Source organism: Kribbella sp. NPDC050459 (assembly GCF_040655315.1).
In the GTDB taxonomy this organism is placed as follows: domain Bacteria; phylum Actinomycetota; class Actinomycetes; order Propionibacteriales; family Kribbellaceae; genus Kribbella.
Window position 1 is genome coordinate 102,732 of sequence record NZ_JBFAJQ010000016.1, and the last position, 16,613, is coordinate 119,344.

Annotated in this window: 13 protein-coding genes; 4 read left to right on the forward strand and 9 right to left on the reverse strand. The window is 66.3% G+C overall.

Features of this window, described 5'->3' with window-relative positions; genetic code table 11:
• The first annotated feature begins 140 nt into the window (after nt 1-140).
• Complete coding sequence (locus tag AB0I12_RS36555; protein ID WP_359939043.1) at nt 141-2,327, forward strand: MMPL family transporter; 2,187 nt, start codon at nt 141-143, stop codon at nt 2,325-2,327.
• A 160-nt stretch (nt 2,328-2,487) separates the two neighbouring features.
• On the opposite strand, the gene AB0I12_RS36560 is transcribed toward AB0I12_RS36555, so the two are convergent.
• Nucleotides 2,488-4,755 carry a N,N-dimethylformamidase beta subunit family domain-containing protein gene (locus AB0I12_RS36560; RefSeq protein WP_359939046.1) on the reverse strand — a complete coding sequence of 756 codons (2,268 nt, stop codon included), beginning with the start codon at nt 4,753-4,755 and terminating at the stop codon, nt 2,488-2,490.
• Nucleotides 4,756-5,118: 363 nt separating this feature from the next.
• Between AB0I12_RS36560 and AB0I12_RS36565 the strand changes: the two genes are divergently transcribed.
• Both AB0I12_RS36565 and AB0I12_RS36570 read left to right on the forward strand, forming a co-directional pair.
• On the forward strand, nt 5,119-5,295 hold the full coding sequence (locus AB0I12_RS36565; RefSeq protein ID WP_359939049.1) for a hypothetical protein: 177 nt from the start codon (nt 5,119-5,121) through the stop codon (nt 5,293-5,295).
• Between the two features lie 539 nt (nt 5,296-5,834).
• Entirely contained in the window at nt 5,835-8,033 is a 2,199-nt protein-coding gene (locus AB0I12_RS36570; RefSeq protein WP_359939051.1) for a hypothetical protein, read from the forward strand.
• A 36-nt stretch (nt 8,034-8,069) separates the two neighbouring features.
• On the opposite strand, the gene AB0I12_RS36575 is transcribed toward AB0I12_RS36570, so the two are convergent.
• From AB0I12_RS36575 to AB0I12_RS36595, 5 genes are all read right to left on the reverse strand, one after another.
• Complete coding sequence (locus AB0I12_RS36575; RefSeq protein WP_359939053.1) at nt 8,070-8,216, reverse strand: hypothetical protein; 147 nt, start codon at nt 8,214-8,216, stop codon at nt 8,070-8,072.
• A gap of 168 nt (nt 8,217-8,384) precedes the next feature.
• A complete protein-coding gene (locus AB0I12_RS36580) occupies nt 8,385-8,558 on the reverse strand; it encodes a hypothetical protein (RefSeq protein ID WP_359939055.1) in 174 nt (57 codons plus the stop codon).
• A 522-nt stretch (nt 8,559-9,080) separates the two neighbouring features.
• On the reverse strand, nt 9,081-9,860 hold the full coding sequence (locus AB0I12_RS36585; protein WP_359939057.1) for a hypothetical protein: 780 nt from the start codon (nt 9,858-9,860) through the stop codon (nt 9,081-9,083).
• Nucleotides 9,861-9,881: 21 nt separating this feature from the next.
• Nucleotides 9,882-10,436 carry a DUF2510 domain-containing protein gene (locus AB0I12_RS36590; protein ID WP_359939059.1) on the reverse strand — a complete coding sequence of 185 codons (555 nt, stop codon included), beginning with the start codon at nt 10,434-10,436 and terminating at the stop codon, nt 9,882-9,884.
• The gene (locus AB0I12_RS36595) at nt 10,436-10,960 is read right to left on the reverse strand and encodes a toll/interleukin-1 receptor domain-containing protein (protein ID WP_359939062.1); all 525 of its coding nucleotides are present in this window, start codon (nt 10,958-10,960) and stop codon (nt 10,436-10,438) included. Before AB0I12_RS36595 ends, AB0I12_RS36590 begins: the two co-directional genes overlap by 1 nt.
• Nucleotides 10,961-11,357: 397 nt before the next feature.
• Between AB0I12_RS36595 and AB0I12_RS36600 the strand changes: the two genes are divergently transcribed.
• Nucleotides 11,358-12,194 carry a zinc ribbon domain-containing protein gene (locus AB0I12_RS36600; protein ID WP_359939065.1) on the forward strand — a complete coding sequence of 279 codons (837 nt, stop codon included), beginning with the start codon at nt 11,358-11,360 and terminating at the stop codon, nt 12,192-12,194.
• A gap of 558 nt (nt 12,195-12,752) precedes the next feature.
• Here the strand turns inward: AB0I12_RS36600 and AB0I12_RS36605 are convergent.
• The 3 genes from AB0I12_RS36605 to AB0I12_RS36615 all read right to left on the reverse strand — a co-directional run bounded on the left by AB0I12_RS36605 (nt 12,753) and on the right by AB0I12_RS36615 (nt 16,154).
• Nucleotides 12,753-13,985 carry a TRAFs-binding domain-containing protein gene (locus AB0I12_RS36605; protein WP_359939068.1) on the reverse strand — a complete coding sequence of 411 codons (1,233 nt, stop codon included), beginning with the start codon at nt 13,983-13,985 and terminating at the stop codon, nt 12,753-12,755.
• A gap of 191 nt (nt 13,986-14,176) precedes the next feature.
• Entirely contained in the window at nt 14,177-14,872 is a 696-nt protein-coding gene (locus AB0I12_RS36610) for a hypothetical protein (RefSeq protein ID WP_359939071.1), read from the reverse strand.
• Nucleotides 14,873-15,035: 163 nt separating this feature from the next.
• Nucleotides 15,036-16,154, reverse strand: coding sequence for a patatin-like phospholipase family protein (locus tag AB0I12_RS36615; RefSeq protein ID WP_359939074.1), 1,119 nt, complete (start codon nt 16,152-16,154; stop codon nt 15,036-15,038).
• Between the last annotated feature and the right edge of the window lie 459 nt (nt 16,155-16,613).

Below are 16,613 nucleotides of genomic sequence, written 5' to 3' on the forward strand. Positions count from 1 at the left end.
GCGTGCGAGGTACTGCGAGAGGCGTAGCCGGCTTCGGGAACACGGGTCGAATCGCGTACCCGCTGACAACGGCAGCCCGACGACCCGCGGGTGTCCGGGCGGCCACCATCGGTGGAGTCAAACCACCGATGGAGGTTCCCGTGCCCGACCTGTCCCCGCCCGAGACCCGCAGGCCCGACAGCAGCAGGATGGAGCGCCTGGCCGGCTTCGCCCAGCGGCGCCGCTGGACCGCCCTGGTCGCCTGGGTCATGCTTCTGGTCGCCGTCACAATCACGGCCCGGGCCGTCGGCGACGGCTATGGGAACGGCAGTGACGTCTCGCTGTCGGGCACTCAGTCACAGCAACTGGCCGACCTGCTCGAGCAGCGTTCCCCCGAGCAGACCGGCGACAGCGTGACCGTGGTGATGCACGACGAGCGAGGCTGGGCCACCAGTGGGGATCTCGAGGCCCTGACGCGAGACCTGAACGCGATCGATCAGGTCGAGGCGGTCACCCCGCCGGATCCCCGGCAGGGCACGGTCTCCGCAGACGGCACCCTCGCGCTCGTCGAGGTTTCGCTGGCCGGAGAGCAGGGCGCCGCGCCGGCAGCGACGTACGAGCAACTCATCGCGACGGCCCGGGCGCATACATCCGGCGATCTGCAAGTCGAAGTGGCCGGCAAGGGCATCCGGAAGGTCGAGCGCGGCGGAGGTGGAGGAGCTGAGGGCGCCGGACTGCTTGCCGCGCTGGTGGTCCTGGTCTTCATGTTCGGCTCCCTCCTGGCAGCGAGCCTGCCGCTGATCACCGCGCTCTTCGCCGTGGGCACCACCATGGGGCTGGTCGCCTTGCTGTCGCACGCAATCGACATCCCGGACTACACCACCTCCCTGCTCGTGCTGGTGGGGCTCGGCGTCGGCATCGACTACGCCCTGCTGGTCTTCAGCCGCTATCGCAGCGAACTGCTGCACGGTGCCAGGCGGGTACAGGCAACGAGTCGTGCGCTCGACACCGCCGGGCGCTCGGTGCTGTTCGCCGGCGCCAGCGTGATCCTTGCCCTGCTGGGGATGTTCACCCTCGGGATCCCGGCCTTCGAAGGCATGGTCGCCGCGGTCGCGCTCACGGTACTCGTCACGATGGTCGCCTCGCTGACCCTGCTTCCGGCTCTGCTCTCCCTGTTCGGCAAGAAGATCGAGAAGCGAGTACAGAAGCAGGCGGCGAAGAGTCGGCGATCTCCCGGCGAGCGCTGGCGACGGTGGGCCCGGTTCGTGCAGCGCAGGCCGTGGCCGGCCTTGGTCGTCTCGGTGATCGCGCTCGGTGCGCTGGCCGCGCCGGCGCTGGACATGCATCTGGGGTTCAACGACGCGGGGAACGACGCCGAAGGTACGACGTCGCGGGCCGCTTACGACTTGATCAGCAACAAGCTGGGTGCGGGCGCCAACGGTCCGTTGGTCATCGTCACAGAAGGTTCCCGTGCGCAGGCGGACGCCTCCTACCGCCACCTCGTGAGCCACCCGGGCATCGTGGCCGACCGGGTCAGCCCGCCGATGCGGCTGGACGACGACGTCTTCCTGATCCGGGCTCAGCCGACGACCGGACCGCAGGACGAGGCCACCGCGGACCTGGTCATCGGCCTGCGCGACGACCTCGGCGACTCTTCCCTCGTGGGCGGGATCACGGCGGCCCAGGTCGACTACTCCAACGCGATCTCGGAACGGTTCCCGCTCTTCGTGCTCGTGGTGGTCGGACTGTCCGGACTGTTGCTCATGAGCGTGTTCCGTTCGGTCCTGATCGCGGTCAAGGCCGCGCTGCTGAACGTACTGTCGATCGGCGCCGCGCTCGGCGCGATGAAGCTGGTGTACCAGGACGGTGTCCTGTGGGGCGTTCCGGGCCCGATCGAGGCGTTCATGCCGGTGTTCATCTTCGCCATCGTCTTCGGCCTGTCGATGGACTACGAGGTGTTCCTGCTGTCCCGAATGCGGGAGGAGTGGCTGCGGACCGGCGACGCGCAGCTCGCGATCCGGGAGGGTCTCGCGCACACCGGCGGAGTGATCACCGCCGCTGCGGCGATCATGTTCGTGGTCTTCGGGTCCTTCGCGCTGTTCCCGGACCGGATGCTCCAGCAGACCGGGTTCGCGATGGCTGTCGCGGTGCTGCTCGACGCCGTGGTGATTCGGTGCCTGGTGGTCCCGGCGGTGATGCGGCTGCTCGGGGCGCGAGCGTGGTGGCTGCCCCGCTGGCTGGACCGCTGGACGCCCCGCGTCCACGTGGAAGGCCGCCCTGACCGGCCGTCACCGTCCGGACCCATCCGCCCAGAACCAGTACCTGCCACGACACCGGACCGCACCTGACCCGGCTTCCCCAACCGCGTCCAGGGATTTGACCGAGGCAAACGCGTCCGGCCAGAACGGTGTCTGGCCGGACGACATGGCTTGCGGGTACTGAATCGAATCGGAGGACTGACAGTTGCTCTGTTTACCTAGCCGTCATTGGGGCGCGCTTCAGGCCGCCTCACGGCTGGGTGTTGGTTTGCAGCGGGTGCTTAGGTACGGCGACGCGTAGCTTGGCAGCGGTGGTGTCGGCGGGGACTGCGATGGTGCCTTGGGAGACCCATTGGGCGATGTTGCCGACGATGGTTGCGACGGCCTTCTGTGAGGCGGCGTCCGGGGACGGGACTGTCCAGTTGGATGGGCAGCGACCGACGAGGAAGCAACCGTAGGCGAAGGTGGATCCGTTGAGGACCCGTGCGCCCGAGGGGGCCGTGTACGTGGTGATGTGCATCGGGGCGGCGCGGCCGTTCGAGCGGCAGGTACCGGTGCCGCTGGCTACCGTCGTCTGGCCGGGATTCTTGTAGAGATCAGGCCACACGTAGTCGACCTCGCCCGCAATGAAGCCGGGGAGCTGCGTACCGCTGGGGACGCCATCGAAGATCCAGCCCGTGCCGGTAGTCAGCGTGTTGCCCAGAACCGGGCAGATGTAGTCCGCGCCGAGCAGCGGCTGGGACGCGTACGCGTCACCCTGGTAGCGCCACGTCGTCGAGTTGTAGCCGTCGGTGTACCGGTCGATGTCCCATGCTCGTCGGGTGTCGTCGGTGAACGTGATGAGGCGGTAGGCAGTGTTGGCGCCGAGGTTGGCCACGTTGACGCCGCGGGCGATCGCCTGGCTGAGTGCGGCCCGCATCCGCAACGAGTAGTACTCGTCGTGCCCGGGCAAGAAAAGCGTTTTGGCGCGAGTCGGGAGCTGGCCGCCGTACTGGTCGAGGTCGTTGTTGGTCCAGTACGTGACGTCGAGGCCCTTCGACTCGGCCCAGAACACCAGCCCCTGCTCGAGGCTGAGGTACTGGCCGGAGCCCTGCCCCTCGCTGTACGGCCTGTCGAACGTCAGCCGGCCCGATCCGCCGTCGACTCCGCCGGTGTAGAAGCCCGATCCGCCGTAGTTGTTGTAGGCCTGCCAAGTCGCGGTGGCCTGCTGGATCATCAGGTCGTGCTTCGTGGCAGTGTCGTCGCGAACCGTCAGCGGCGCGTAGGTTGCGACCGATCCGTCACTGACCTTGATCAGGTAGGTGCCCGGCGCCCAGTCCTTGTCGACAGGGATGCTGAGCGTCTTGGTCCAGTGCTCGGCCGACGTCATCCGCAGTTCCTTGCCGTCGCCGGTGATACCGCCGGTGACCGCCTTGTCCTGGACAACGGTCGGTACGTCGTCCTTCCGCCAGACTTCGCGCGCGCCGAGGCCCGCGTAGTACCCCATCCGGTAGGCGACGACGCTCACCAGGTTCCCGGAGGTGACCTTCAGGTCCACGGTGTCACCACACGCGGCGGACACCTGGGTCAGGTAGGCCGCCATCGATCCGTTCATGCTGGTCGGGATGACCCAGTCGCCGGTGCCGGGCTTGGCGTTCTCTGTGGTGGTCGACGGCCAGTTGGTGGGGCACCCGGCGGGTGGTGAGGCGAAGCCGGCAGCCTCGACGACGGGCATCTCGGCGGGCGGGGCGATGAACGGCACGCTGGCGCTGCCGCTGGTCAGGACGGTGCCGGTGGCGGTGGTCGCGGACACGGACAGCGTCATCGTTCCGCCGTACCGGGAGAGCTGGACTCCGTTCACCGGGATTCCGAGGCGTGCACCGGCGGCGACGTTGATCGGTGACTTGGGCTTCCAGGTCGCGTAGCCGCTGTCGACGGAGAGCGTGCCGTTGATGGTGGTGTACGTGCCGGTGGCTCCGGTCGGCAGTTGCATGCGGACGGCATCGAGGGTGCCGGCCTTGGTGACGGTGGCCTGATACGTGAGATTCGTTGTCTGGCCCGGGATCGGGTTGGACGCGACAACCGCGACCTGCGCGGTGTAGGTCTTGATGGGTTGGAGTACGCCGGCGCCGGAGGTGATGACCTGCCCCGCCGTACCGATCGACTTGAATCCCAAGGTCCATGGTCCGCCGGCCGGCAGCTTGAGACCGTACAGCGGAATCGCCAGCCTGGCGCCGACCGCAACGGTGATGTTCCGCGTCGGGCGCCAGCGGAGAACGGTGCTCGTTACCGAGCTCACAGTGCCGTTCGCCGAGGTAACGCGTCCGGTGGTTCCGGCGGGGATCGCCATCGTGATCTCGCGGATCGTGCCCGCCTTGAGGACAGTTGCCCGGTACGTCAGCGTCGTCGTGCCGGTGGTCGCCTGCGTTGCGGTGATGCTGATGTTTGCGGCGTCGGCGTTGGCGGCACGGACAATGAACAGAACCGCCGCACTGGCAAGTGTCAGCGCGGCAAGCGAAGCAAGGAGCTTGCGAAACAAGGTTCCCCCCAGGGACCGGTCGAAGGCATCGGAGCGAGGTTACGGATCCCGGCCCGGTTTCGGCAAAAACGTTACGAGTCAGTGATTAATCCGGCTCAGACCGGAACCCTGGGTAGCCACTCGAATCCGCTGGGTAGGCCGAATCGACGACTGTGGCTTCACGAGACCAGAAGACTGCACTGCGGCCACTCCGTGGATCAACCTGGGCAACTACTCGTTCCCGAACGACGTCGCGAAGACGATCACACTGAACCCCTCGGCGACCGGGGTCGTCAGCGCGGATGCGATCAAGCGGTCTCGACCAGCCCGGCCGAGTCCCGGTCGTTCAGCTACGCCTACGACCTGAATGATCAGTAGACCGAGGTGAAGGACAACGCCCAGTGCAACCCGGACACCAGCGCCGGCACGCCGGCGATGGGTCGCTACACCGGCTACACGTGGGATGTCCGGAACCTGGTCGCCACGGTCAAGGAGGGCACGTCGCCAGCGGGGCCGCTCGACCGTGGTCATATGACGGGCGTGGCCTGCGGTGCACGATGACGAAGCCGAACGGGAGCCTTGCGACCTTCACCTATCACGAGGACGGCCTGCCCCGGATCCAGACCGAGAAGACCAAGATCGGCCCACTGGTCTCGTCGCACTCGCTGCAATACACGGCTGACCGACCCCTCCCTGGACGTCGAAGTACACCTGCACCCCGGCTCGGCAACTGGCCGCGGTGACCAAGACCGGCGTTTCGGGGCCGGTGACTGACGGGAACTGCAACAAGCTGCAGGAGGGTTGCCCTCGGCGGGTTTTGAACGATACATATCTGTTTGACCTTCGCCGGTGTCGCTCGGGGTGCGCCGGATCCGCCCGATCATGGAGTGTTGATGCGTCGCGCCCGTCTGCTGCTGACGTCTGCCCTTGTCTTGTCGTTGCCCTTCACTGCGGTTGTCCCTGCGGCTGCTGCACCACAGTGGTCCGCGCAGGTGGACATCGCCCCCGGGGCACCAACTGTCGTACAGACTTTTCCGGTCCTCGGCGGTCTCGGTGTCGCCTGGACTGCGCCCGTCGATGGGGGTGCTCCCGAGGGATATGTGGTCCAGTCTCTTCGTACCAACGGCGCGTGGGCTGATGCCTCGAAGCAGTTGCCAGCCGGTGCGACGAGTTGGGTCGACTCCCGTGTAAAGGCGGGCGCCAGTGCGACGTACCGGGTGATCGCGGTGAACGTCGACGGCGAGAGCCAGCCGAGCGCGACCGCAACAGGCATCAGGCCGGCGACGGACCCCGCTGTCGGTAGCAATGACGTCCTGACCGTCGACGCCGATGTCGCGTCGTACCTGACGGCTCCCGCGTTCACCGACGGGGTGGCCGGCTCGGTAGCGCAGTCCTCGTCCGGCGGAGTCCGGACGCTGTCCGCAGGGGATCTGCAGATTGCGTTGCCGACGTTCCTCTCAGGGCCCGGAAGCCGTGCGGTCGGCAGCGGGGGCCAATCCTTCGTCGTGCGCCAGAACGACCACGAATGCAACCTCAACGGCACTTTGAACGTCGCCGAGATCGCTTACAGCGCGGACCTCCAGGTCGCGACGATGAGTGCGACGTACTCCGGCACCTGCCCCGAGGGCAACTCCCTGTACGGCGAGATCAGGATCAAGAGCACGCAGAAGTACGCCGCGTTGGCGATCGACACGCCGCGCGTGGATCTCGGCCGGATCGAGCTCAACACCGCGCCGAGGACCGTCCGGGTGACGCTGACGAACGTTGGCACCAAGGACCTCGTCGTGGGCATCAGGCCACTGCCTGCCGATCCCACCTGGACACGCCAGGAGGACTTCGCCTGCCAGCAGCTTGCGCGCGGAGCCTCGTGCGCCGTCGTCGTGACGTTCACGCCGGATTATCCCAACGACCCGTTGACTTCGCTGCAGATCGACGACAACACCGCGCGAACGCAGCACCGCGTCCGTCTGAGCGCCAGCGTGTACACCGTCCCCGGTGCGCCCGACAAGGTCGCGGTGGATGCGACGTACAGCGGGGTGGACCTGTCCTGGAGCCCGGGATTTTGGGGCAACGCCGCACCTGTGGGATTCGTCGTCGAGCGTTCGGTCAACGGGATCGAGACCAGGTTCACGGTGCCGGCGGACCAGACGCACTGGACCGAGGCATGGAACGGAGACTCGTTCGCGACGTACCGAGTGTCCGCTGTCAACGAGTTCTTCGAAGGGCAACCGAGCGACCGAGTGTCGCTGGCCAGGGCGAGGGAGCAGGTAACAGCCCTCGTCCGGCGGCCGAACGAGCCGGTCGTGCTTGGGAGTCTCGCGGTGCCGAAGGCCACTCAGATCGTGCCGGTCGAGAACGCGCCGACGGACGCCACCGAGGTGACGGGCGCGCCGAACGGCATCGACATCGCGTACGTTCTCGGCGACAACCTGTGGGTTCGTCAGCAGGGCGCCGACAGGCTTGTCCGGTCCGGAGCCGGCATCGCGCATCCGGCGTGGTCGCCGGACGGCACCCGGATCGCGTTCAACGTGGTGGGCAGCGATTCGTCCGCCTGTGTCGACATCCTGACGTTGTCCGACTCGTCCGTGGTCAGGGTGGGCTGCAACCTGGATCATCCGATCTGGCACCCTGACAACCACTCGCTGATCGTGCAGGACGGCAGCCTCGCCGGGGCGCCGCTGACCCGTGTCGAGGCGGCGGGGCAAGGGGCACGGATCGCCACTCTCGAGGGTTCTGAGGGTGCTACGCGAGCTGTGCTGTCACCGACGGGGAACGTCCTGGCGTACGCGCCGGCGGGCACGCGCGGACTGGTCGCGTTCCTGCCGCCCGACGGTGGCACGGCCACGGTGGCCGACCTCGGCTTCGTAGAGGGACAGACCATCGAGGATCTCGAGTGGGACACCGTCGGCCGGCAGCTCGCCGTCCTGACCAGATCTGGGGATCGTGACATCATCCAGTCTTTCGACGCCGGTGATTTTCTCGGTGGTGGTGGGCTCAGCTTCAGTGCCCCCGTGTACAACACCACGACCGAACGCATCGTTGACCTCACCTGGCAAGGACACAACGTCGTGATCGCGGACGTCCCGGCCGTGAACGGTCCGGACGTGTCGATCCCGTTCGACACCTCCGCCGTGAACGGCGATGGCACCCAGTGCATCCTGGACGGCGAGTTCCTCGGTTCCTGCACGTCGCCGTTCACCGCGACCGGTTTGGCGAGCGGCCAGCACACGCTCCGGATTTCCCCCAGCATCGTGGGCGGCTATTTCGCTACCGCCACTCGCACGTTCACTGTCCAGTAGCCAGGCAACCGCGAACATGCCGCGCGTCCCGGTCTCTCAGACCGGGACGCGTATCCGCCACTGGACGGTGACGTACTGCGCCTGGCGCGGGATCTGCAGCTCCGGGGCCGCGGCGGTCAGGAAGAGCAAGAGCGTCGGCTGGTACAGGGACACGGCGGTCAGCGCGAGACCGATCGGGAACAAGACCGTGCCGACCGCAAGGACTTTTGGATGCGTGAGGCGGCCGAGCGCAAGTTGTGCGCTTACGGACGCTGCGGACCTCACGAACGGCGCCAGCCCGGCGACGAAGTACGAGTTGTAGCCGAGCTCCCCACGGGACGATGATCTCGCCGAGGGACGAGAACAGCCCGATCAGCGCGAATGCGCCCGCCAAGGCGAACGCCTCACGCAGCCGAGAGCGAACCGCACTGGCCGGGCCCGGTCCGCGAGCTCGATGTCGACTTCCTCGGCGTCGAGCGCCATCACCAGCCGCGCCACCATCAGCGCACCGAAGACGACGTACGACGTCCGGATCGGCGCTGGCAATGGGGCCCTGCAGTCACCGTGACGCGCAACTGAGCACAGCGTCTCCAGGTAACACGCAGAGCCAGGCCAAGCGCCTCAACGTCATGCGCTGTGAGATTTCTCCAGGCATCGACCGGTGGGCCGTCGAGGATGCCGCGAGGTGCGAGCGGACAACGTCGTAGTCGACCCAGATGTTTACGACACCCTCTTTCAGCGGCCGCCGCACCGGGACGTGACGACGGCGTTGGACGTGCGGACTGGAGCCGGTGTCGCCGGAGTCAGCCACCCACGTCGAATGTGTGGGCGCCGTGAACCCGCAGCCGTCAACAGTGAGCCGTCCAGGACAACTCACGACCTGACTGCCTAATCTGCGACGGAGCTGGGATCGAGCGCCCGCTGGGCGTTCTCGATCACCTCTGTGCGCCGCTCGGTGGAGCTCGCTCTGCGTCCCCCTGCTTTCAGCGGCCCCCGTGGTGTGAGTTGGGCGCGGCGTCCGGCGTTGCCCAGTCCCGTGGGACTCGGCGCCAGAATGCCGACTCGCTGCTACGGGCGTCCCAGACTTCGTAGTCGGTCTTCTCGGAGGTCCCCGGCCAGCCTGTAGAGCTGGTTGGCGAGTCGCATGTGCTTGCGGTCGATGAATGAGTACAGCGAGAAACCCTCCCGAATCGACAAGACGATCCCGCTCTTCTGGAAACGGTAATGGAGGCGAACTGTGATCGGCAGCAATAGCAGGCTCAATCCGAAGAGGAGGATCACGCCGGCAAACCCGAAGTAGCTCCCCATGATCGCGAACACAAGTGAGACAAGGCATGTCGTGACGTAGAGCAGAACCTTCGACGGTTGGAAGACAGCTGCCGCGTTGATGAACTGGAGCAGGCCGTCCTGGTACTGAACGCCCCCGGCAACGGAGATGCGTAGCGTCGCGACCCGCCGGCGCGTGACAGCAGCAAAACTGTGTGTCCCTATGCCCCAGAATCCCAGCACGCCGAGATAATGGCACTCGAGAACTTCTTCACCTTTCGGCAGAAACTGCCTGAACATCGTCGCGATAGCTTCGCGGTCGCCACTCCGGGCTCGGGCGAAGAGACTCTCCCGAGTTGCTGCCGACATGTCCCCCAGCGGGGCCCATCCGGGCGACGACGACTGGCGCGGCGCGTCGGTGGTCATCCGATCCGCCGATGGACCGGGCGATGCATCGCCCGGTGCGGCCGACCAGGCATCCGGTGGTACCTGCGGTGAAGTGTGATCGGCGCCGGGTACCACCGGCGGCTCGATCGGAGGCCCTGTCGGGGGAGGGAATCGCGGGTTGAGGCGCTCGGTCATGATGCTCCTTCCTGAATGGCGCTAGCGCGTCTTGTCAGTCCACTCCACGCCGTCCCAGTAGCGGAGTTGGGTTTGCTCGGAGGGATCCTCGTACCAACCGGCCGCGGGCCGCCCGGGTTCGAAAGCAGAAGACCTGGCCGGCTCGACGGGATCTGCCAGTGGGGCTTCGGCCGGCAAGAAGGCCATCCCTGCTGGTTCTGCCATTCGGCTGGCCAGCATCGGGCTCATGGCAATTGCGGTGCCGAGGAGAGTGATCGCAGAACCTGCGATGCCGATGGTCCAGGCCGTGCCCAACCCTTCGAACTGGACCCAGGTGATCACGAAGAACCCGAGGAGGAAGCTGGCGATCAGTGCCGCCCAGAACAGGAGCAGCTCGGTGGCGACGAACAGGCTGACGATCAACAGGACGATCGCGATTGTCGCCCCGCCGACGACGAAGTAGCGCCCGCGGTCGATGGCGAGCCAGAAACTCCCGCCGCCCTCCACCGTGGGCTGAGTCAGCGATACTCCGACGACGACCGCACCGACCAGGGCGACCGCACGCCCGATCATGGCTGTAACGGACGTTCTGACCATCATCGGTCCTTGAACATTCCACGGACGAATCCGGTGCGGCGCCGTGACGACCGGTTGAAGTCGTCCAGGTCGACCTCGACAAACTCCGGACTCTTGGGTGACTCCTCCACGGGGGGCACCGGCGCCCCGACAAGCCCGGCAGCGACCCGGGCGAGCCCTGCGAGCCGCTGCTGTACCGGTCCCGGGAACGCATCGACCCACTGCACAGACGAAACGAAGTAGGCGAGGTCGGGCGACGGTTGAATGTCATCGATCCGGACGCCGATGACTGTCTTCCGTCCCCGCGCAGCCAACTCGACTTCACGGAGGACTTCGACCGACGCATTCGCCGGCTCTGACAGTACGACGACGAGCGCCCGACTCTGCTGGATTGCCTTGACGATCGCGCCACTCCACGATTGCCCTGGCACGATGTCTCGGGGAGCGATCCAGCACGTGAGGCCGAGATCTTCCAAAGATGAACAAATCTCGCGTGCGATCCTGACGTCGACCGACGAGTGCGAAACGAAGATGTCGTGAGTCAAGGGGACCACCGCGATCACACAATAGAAGTCAGTCGTTGTGACGAGTCATCTCGGGGATGATCACACTCATCAGAGTCCGCCCGAGCCGCCCGTGATACAAGCCATCCGCTCCGCTCACATCTCCTGCGGCGAAACGCGCCCAATCGATTGCTGCAATTAAGCATTTGCTTGTTGGCGCTTTCCCGCTCCCCCCTTTCAGTCCTGATCTGGACCAGCCGAATCGATCGCCGTACCGTCGTCGGTGGGGGCAGATTCATATGGGACGGTTTTCCAACGTGTCGGTCGCGCGGCTTGCCGGCCGCTCCGCTCGAGTTGAGCTTCTTCATGGCTACTGTGCTCGGCGGCTGCTATCGACACGCCCACGCAGCACCGCACTGATCTACCGGCGCACGTGACCATGTCCAATTCGACATCTTCAGCCTGCACCGAATGCGGCGCCCGCCGCGGGTCGGGGCAGACGTTCTGCGCCAATTGTGGGGCACGGTTCGCGGACGGTGAGGAGATCTTTCTGCGCGACGACACTCTCAGCGTTCCGATCGCAGACCGCGCCAGCCGATACGTCGCGCTCAGCATCGCATTCGCCGTCATCATGATCGCCGGAATCGTTGGCGCGGCTGCCGTGGTCCACCACCGAATGATCGAGAGTTCGGGCAACGTCCCCGTCGCAGCCTCCTCGACATCTGCCGAGGACCCATCGGTGACCGAGTCCACCCTGCCTACGCCCTCCGAGCCCCCGCCACCGACAACCTCGGAAGAACCCACACCGACGAACTCCGATGAACCCACGCAGACGGATTCGGTGGAGCCGACGCAAACCACGACGCCGTACGTGGGCAACGAGACTGTCGCGGTAGCACCCGATGCGGCTGAGCACCCCGCCGCTCGAGCGGTCGTTGCCCTCCTCACCGATTACTTCGTCGCCATCAACCAGCGGAACTTCACCAAGTTTCGTTCGATCCACACGCAGAGCGAACGGGCGAAGCTGAGTCGGGACGAGTTCCTCACCGGATATCGCTCCACGTACGACTCGCAGGTGCAGTTGCTCGCACTCGAAACCACCGAGGACGGTCGGCTGCTGGCGAGCGTGTCCTTCGTCAGCACCCAAGACGCCGCGGACGGCCGCAACGGCCAGACCTGCACCCAGTGGAATGTCGAGAGGTTCCTGGAAGAAGAGAGTTCCGACCTCCGTGTCGGAAAGACCATCCCCGGCCGCACACAGTTCTCCGCATGCTGACCCCCACACCCGGCTGCGGTCGGCGAACGGTGCGAGAATCAGCAATCCGATGGTCGAGCGAGTCACCTTCGTGCCTCGCCGGTTCGGGTCGGCGGGCTACCTCGATGTAGGCACCCAACACCTTGCGTAGCGCCGCGGCGTACTTGGTCTCGAGGTCAAGTGCAGACGACGCCGTTACACTCCGATGACTCGCACTGGCCTGCAAACTGGTGCCGTCGGAGCGCGGCCGGGCCGGCCTCTCATGCGAAGCGGATCGACCCTCTCCGGCCAGGAACCCATAGCTCGCGAGCGGCACCTTTCCCCGATCTGCCGCCCTGCCCGACGGTATGCCCGCCGATACCTCGACCTCCGGACCGACCCCCGCCGCGATCGACTTCGCTCTTGCCGAGCGAATCTCCGTACTGGCGCCGTCAGGCCGCCTCCGCGGCTGAAGCCCGCACGCAATTCCCCGCCGACACCGTGATCTCGACGCCGGTTCCCCGAGCTCAGATCCGCGACGCAAGTCTCTACGGTTGCAGGGATTGCCAACCTACATCCCAAGTAGTTAGATGCGACGACCTATTTGTCGGGCGGTTTGATCTCATCGATGATGCCTGCCAAGCGGCTGACTGCCTGGCCCCGCTCACGGCGGACACTCTCGATGATCCGCAGATTGTCTGTGGTGGACTGCCGCTGCCAGCATTCAGCGCCAGCGGCAACGGCCTGTTGCAGCACTTCCTCAGCGCTGTCCATGTCGTTGTCGAGGACGTGGACCTCAAGCATCGTGGCGAAGTCCCAGTATTCAGGCGCCATTGCTCGGAGCCGTTGTTTCGCGGCAAATCGGACGACAGGCAGCAGCTCGTTCTTCCGGCGTAGCGCGCGCTCGGTGCCTTGAGCTTCCAGCAGGGTCACCGCGTTCACTCCGGGGTAGACGTCGCGCCAGTCGGTCTCGAAGCCGCGGTCGTAGGCTCGCACGGCGAGATTCAGACGTTCCCGAGCGCGATCCGAGTCGTGGGCTGCGCGCGCCCGGAGCCACTGTGCCTTGTAGATGCGGCCGAGGAGTCCGGACGTCTCGGAGCTGGGTCCCTGATCCTTCTCCAGTTGCTCCAGCATGCTGATCGCCTCGGGCCTGTCCGCGGCCGCCGTGGGACCATCCAGCTCCGCACGGCGGTTGTAGGCGAGCGCCGTCTGCTGCCGGATCGGCGCCTGTTGCTGCAAGCCGTCGGGCATCTCGTTGTACACGTCGATCATGCCGGACCAGTCGCTGATCGATCGGTGGGCAAGGATCAGCTCGGTCAGCACACCGACGTCGGGCGAACCATCCGCGAGGGCTATCGCGCGGATCGCGGCCAGCTCGGTCCGGACGTGGTCGCGCTGGCTGGTCTCCTGACCGAGGGCGCGAAGTCGACCGAGCTTGACCTTCAGCTGCTCGTTCGCTCGCACATCGGCGCGGAACGCGTCGGCTGCTGCCTCGGTGAGCAGTTTCGGACTCCAGGTCGGCACCAGGTCGAAGAGTGGGCTGTCCTGCACCTGCTCATGACGGCTCTGCTCGCGCATCTCCTCGAGATGCTCGGTGATCTTCTTGCACAGCAAGTCCGCTGCACTAGCCGTGAACTGATTCTTGGCCCCGAGGGTGTACCGCTGCCGGCGGAGTATCCGCACGTCGAAGGGCAGCGGGGTCGACTGCGCGTAGATCGTGAGGGTCGTACCTGGCCGCGCGGTGTGCCGGACCCCGAGCTCGTAGAGCACGTTGGGATTGCTCGTGGTCAGGTCGGCGATCGCGTACTTGCAGACCAGCAGCCGCTCGAACATCGCCTTGTGGATGATGCCGCCGAGCTTCTCCTCGTCAGCACGGATCGGGTGCATGCCGGCTGCCACAATTGCCGGCCTGATGCCGGTCTCGTAGATCTGGTCGAAGGGGATGTCCGGCCGGCCTGTCGGGTCCGGCTTGCGGCCGAACGGCATCAGGACGAAACAAAGGGGAAGCTGTGCCATGGACTACCTCATTCGAGGGCCGATCCGATTGCTGCGCGCATCGGCTGCGGTTCGGGTGACACCGAGGACACCAGGCCCGACGTGCTCAGGTCTTCGGCTCGCTCGTCGGCGGGGTCGCCGCGGAGTGCGGCGGCGAACTGGTCGGCTGTGCGGCCGCTGCCCGCGATGACGAGGACTGGTCGGCCGGCCTCGACGCTGTTCGCGACGTCGGCGAACGCGATCTCGCCGCCGTTGACGAGAACGGTGACCGAGGGCGCGGGGCCGGCAAGGGCCGTTGCGGTGTGCGCGATCCAGGGCGCCTCGGCACCCCATTCGTCGCCGGGCACGACGACGAAGTGGGTGTGGTGGCGCTCCAGCTCCGCGGTGTCGTCCGAGGCCAGCTCTCCAGGCCAGTGAATGGTGCCGTTGGCAACGACTCCGATGAGCGGAAACGTTGCGGACCGGCGTACCCGTTCCTCGCCGACAAGACGCATGATGCCGGCATTGGTGCCGCCATCGATAGCGATCGCCTGTTGCTCTTCAAGGATCGGTATCAGACCGTCGGCAATCAACGGCCGCAGCCGGTCGAGGTCAGCAGGGGACAGCCGACCCGCCCCGCCGACGAGGACGACGACGGGGCGGGACCGGGGGAGTCCGAGCGCGGTGAGGCCGAGGACGAGCTCGTCCGGGTCGCGAACATGTATGCCAACCGCCTCGGAGCCCACAAGCTGCCAAGTATCCATGCCGGAGTCTAACGACGGACTCGTCGGTCTTGGGTCGCTGGCCGACGCGCCGCTGCATGACGAACGTGTATGGGACGACGCGGTACGACTGGTCGTCCGGGCGGGCCGGACGATGAGCGTGTGCGACGGAGGATCCATACCGTTCTCACTCCCCGAGGAAGCCCTCGAAGTGCCGCCGATCTACGTCCCGCGCCAACCGCATTCCCACCCGCTGCAGGGCGCCGATGTGAGCGATCGAGTCGAGCCGCTGCACGTCCTCCGGCCGAACGTCGTGCAGGCCGAGTTGGTTGAGCCCGGGCCGGGTCAGCTCCACGTTGTACCGGACGTACGTGAAAAGCCGCTCCTTCAACAGACCCGGCTCTCCCCGGAGATCGCCGATCTCGTTGTCGATCGACGCGCCGTGCCGGCAGCGACCGAAGGTCCGGCAGAGCATGTCCTGCTCGTTCAGCGCCGCGCTCATCAGCGCCGCCGGAACCGAGGATGCGTTGAACAGCAGGTTCATGTCGCCGGGCCGCAGCCGATCGTCGGCCTTCGGGCTGGTCCCGGTCCCGACCGACACGACCAGCATCTGTTGCTCGCCCGTGGGCCACCCGAGCTTGTAGTGCTCCATCGTCGCCATCAGGAACAGCTGGAACGCGGGGTTGTTGTACATCGTCAGCCCGCCGTCGACGAACACGAAGTCCTGCTCGCCAACGGACACGGCTTCGGCTGGGAAGAACGTCGGCGCCGCCGTGCTGGCGCGCACCAGTTTCCACAACGGCAGCCGCAGATTGCTGTCCAGCCGACTATCCTCGTTGTACTTTGCCCGCGGGTTGTTGCTCAGTGGCCATGGCGAGTCGGTCGTCGCGTTCCGCAGCACCATCATCAGCAACGACTTGAGCTGCGGGTCCCCAAGAGTCACCGCTGCCCCGAAGATGTCCTGCAGCAAGCCCTCCAGCCGCGTGCTGTCGTACTTGTACTTGAACCGTTTGATCAGCGAAGCCCGGTCGAACATCTCCGCCCCGTGCGTCGCGTACAGCTCCCGCAGTTCGTCGACTCGCATTCCACGCGCCAGCCCGGCCGCGATAATCGCGCCGGTACTCGTGCCGGCGATGTAATCGAAGTAGTCCGACAGCACGAACTCGTCGCCTGCCTTCAACTCCCGGCACAGCATCAGCTCGATCTGCCCCAGCACCTCGAGCGTCAGCACCCCGCGGATACCACCACCGTCCAGTGCCAGCAACTTTCGCGGCCCTGGCCCGTCCAGCCGATCCCGATACCCCATCACTCACCCCAGCTGCCGCCAGGCGCCCCCAAGCTCGCAGACCCGGCCCCCGAGCTCAACGCTGCTGCGCTTTCACCTTAACGATGACCATCCTCCGTGAACAGTCGCCGAGCCGCACCGACATCTGTTCCCGTTCCGGACTCAAGCGTTCCCTTCATCCGGAGCGGTGTGGAGGCCGCCGAGTCCGCGGTGATGAGGCTCGGTGAGGGACCTTGGGTGCAGCTTCGATGGTCTCGATCTCGCGGACCGGATTGACGGAGATAGCTCCGCAGCGGACAGCGATCGAGATGACCGCGCAGCAGGTTTTCGCGGTGAGCTCGCTGGACTGGTTCGCCTTGGCGCGGTCCTGGAGCTTCTGCTGCAGGGCGCGCTCGGCCGCCGTCTTGGTCTTGCCGAAGGCGACACCGGGCGGACGTGAAGATCGGGGCGGAGAGCCCGAGGGCTAGCGGGAGGCGGCGA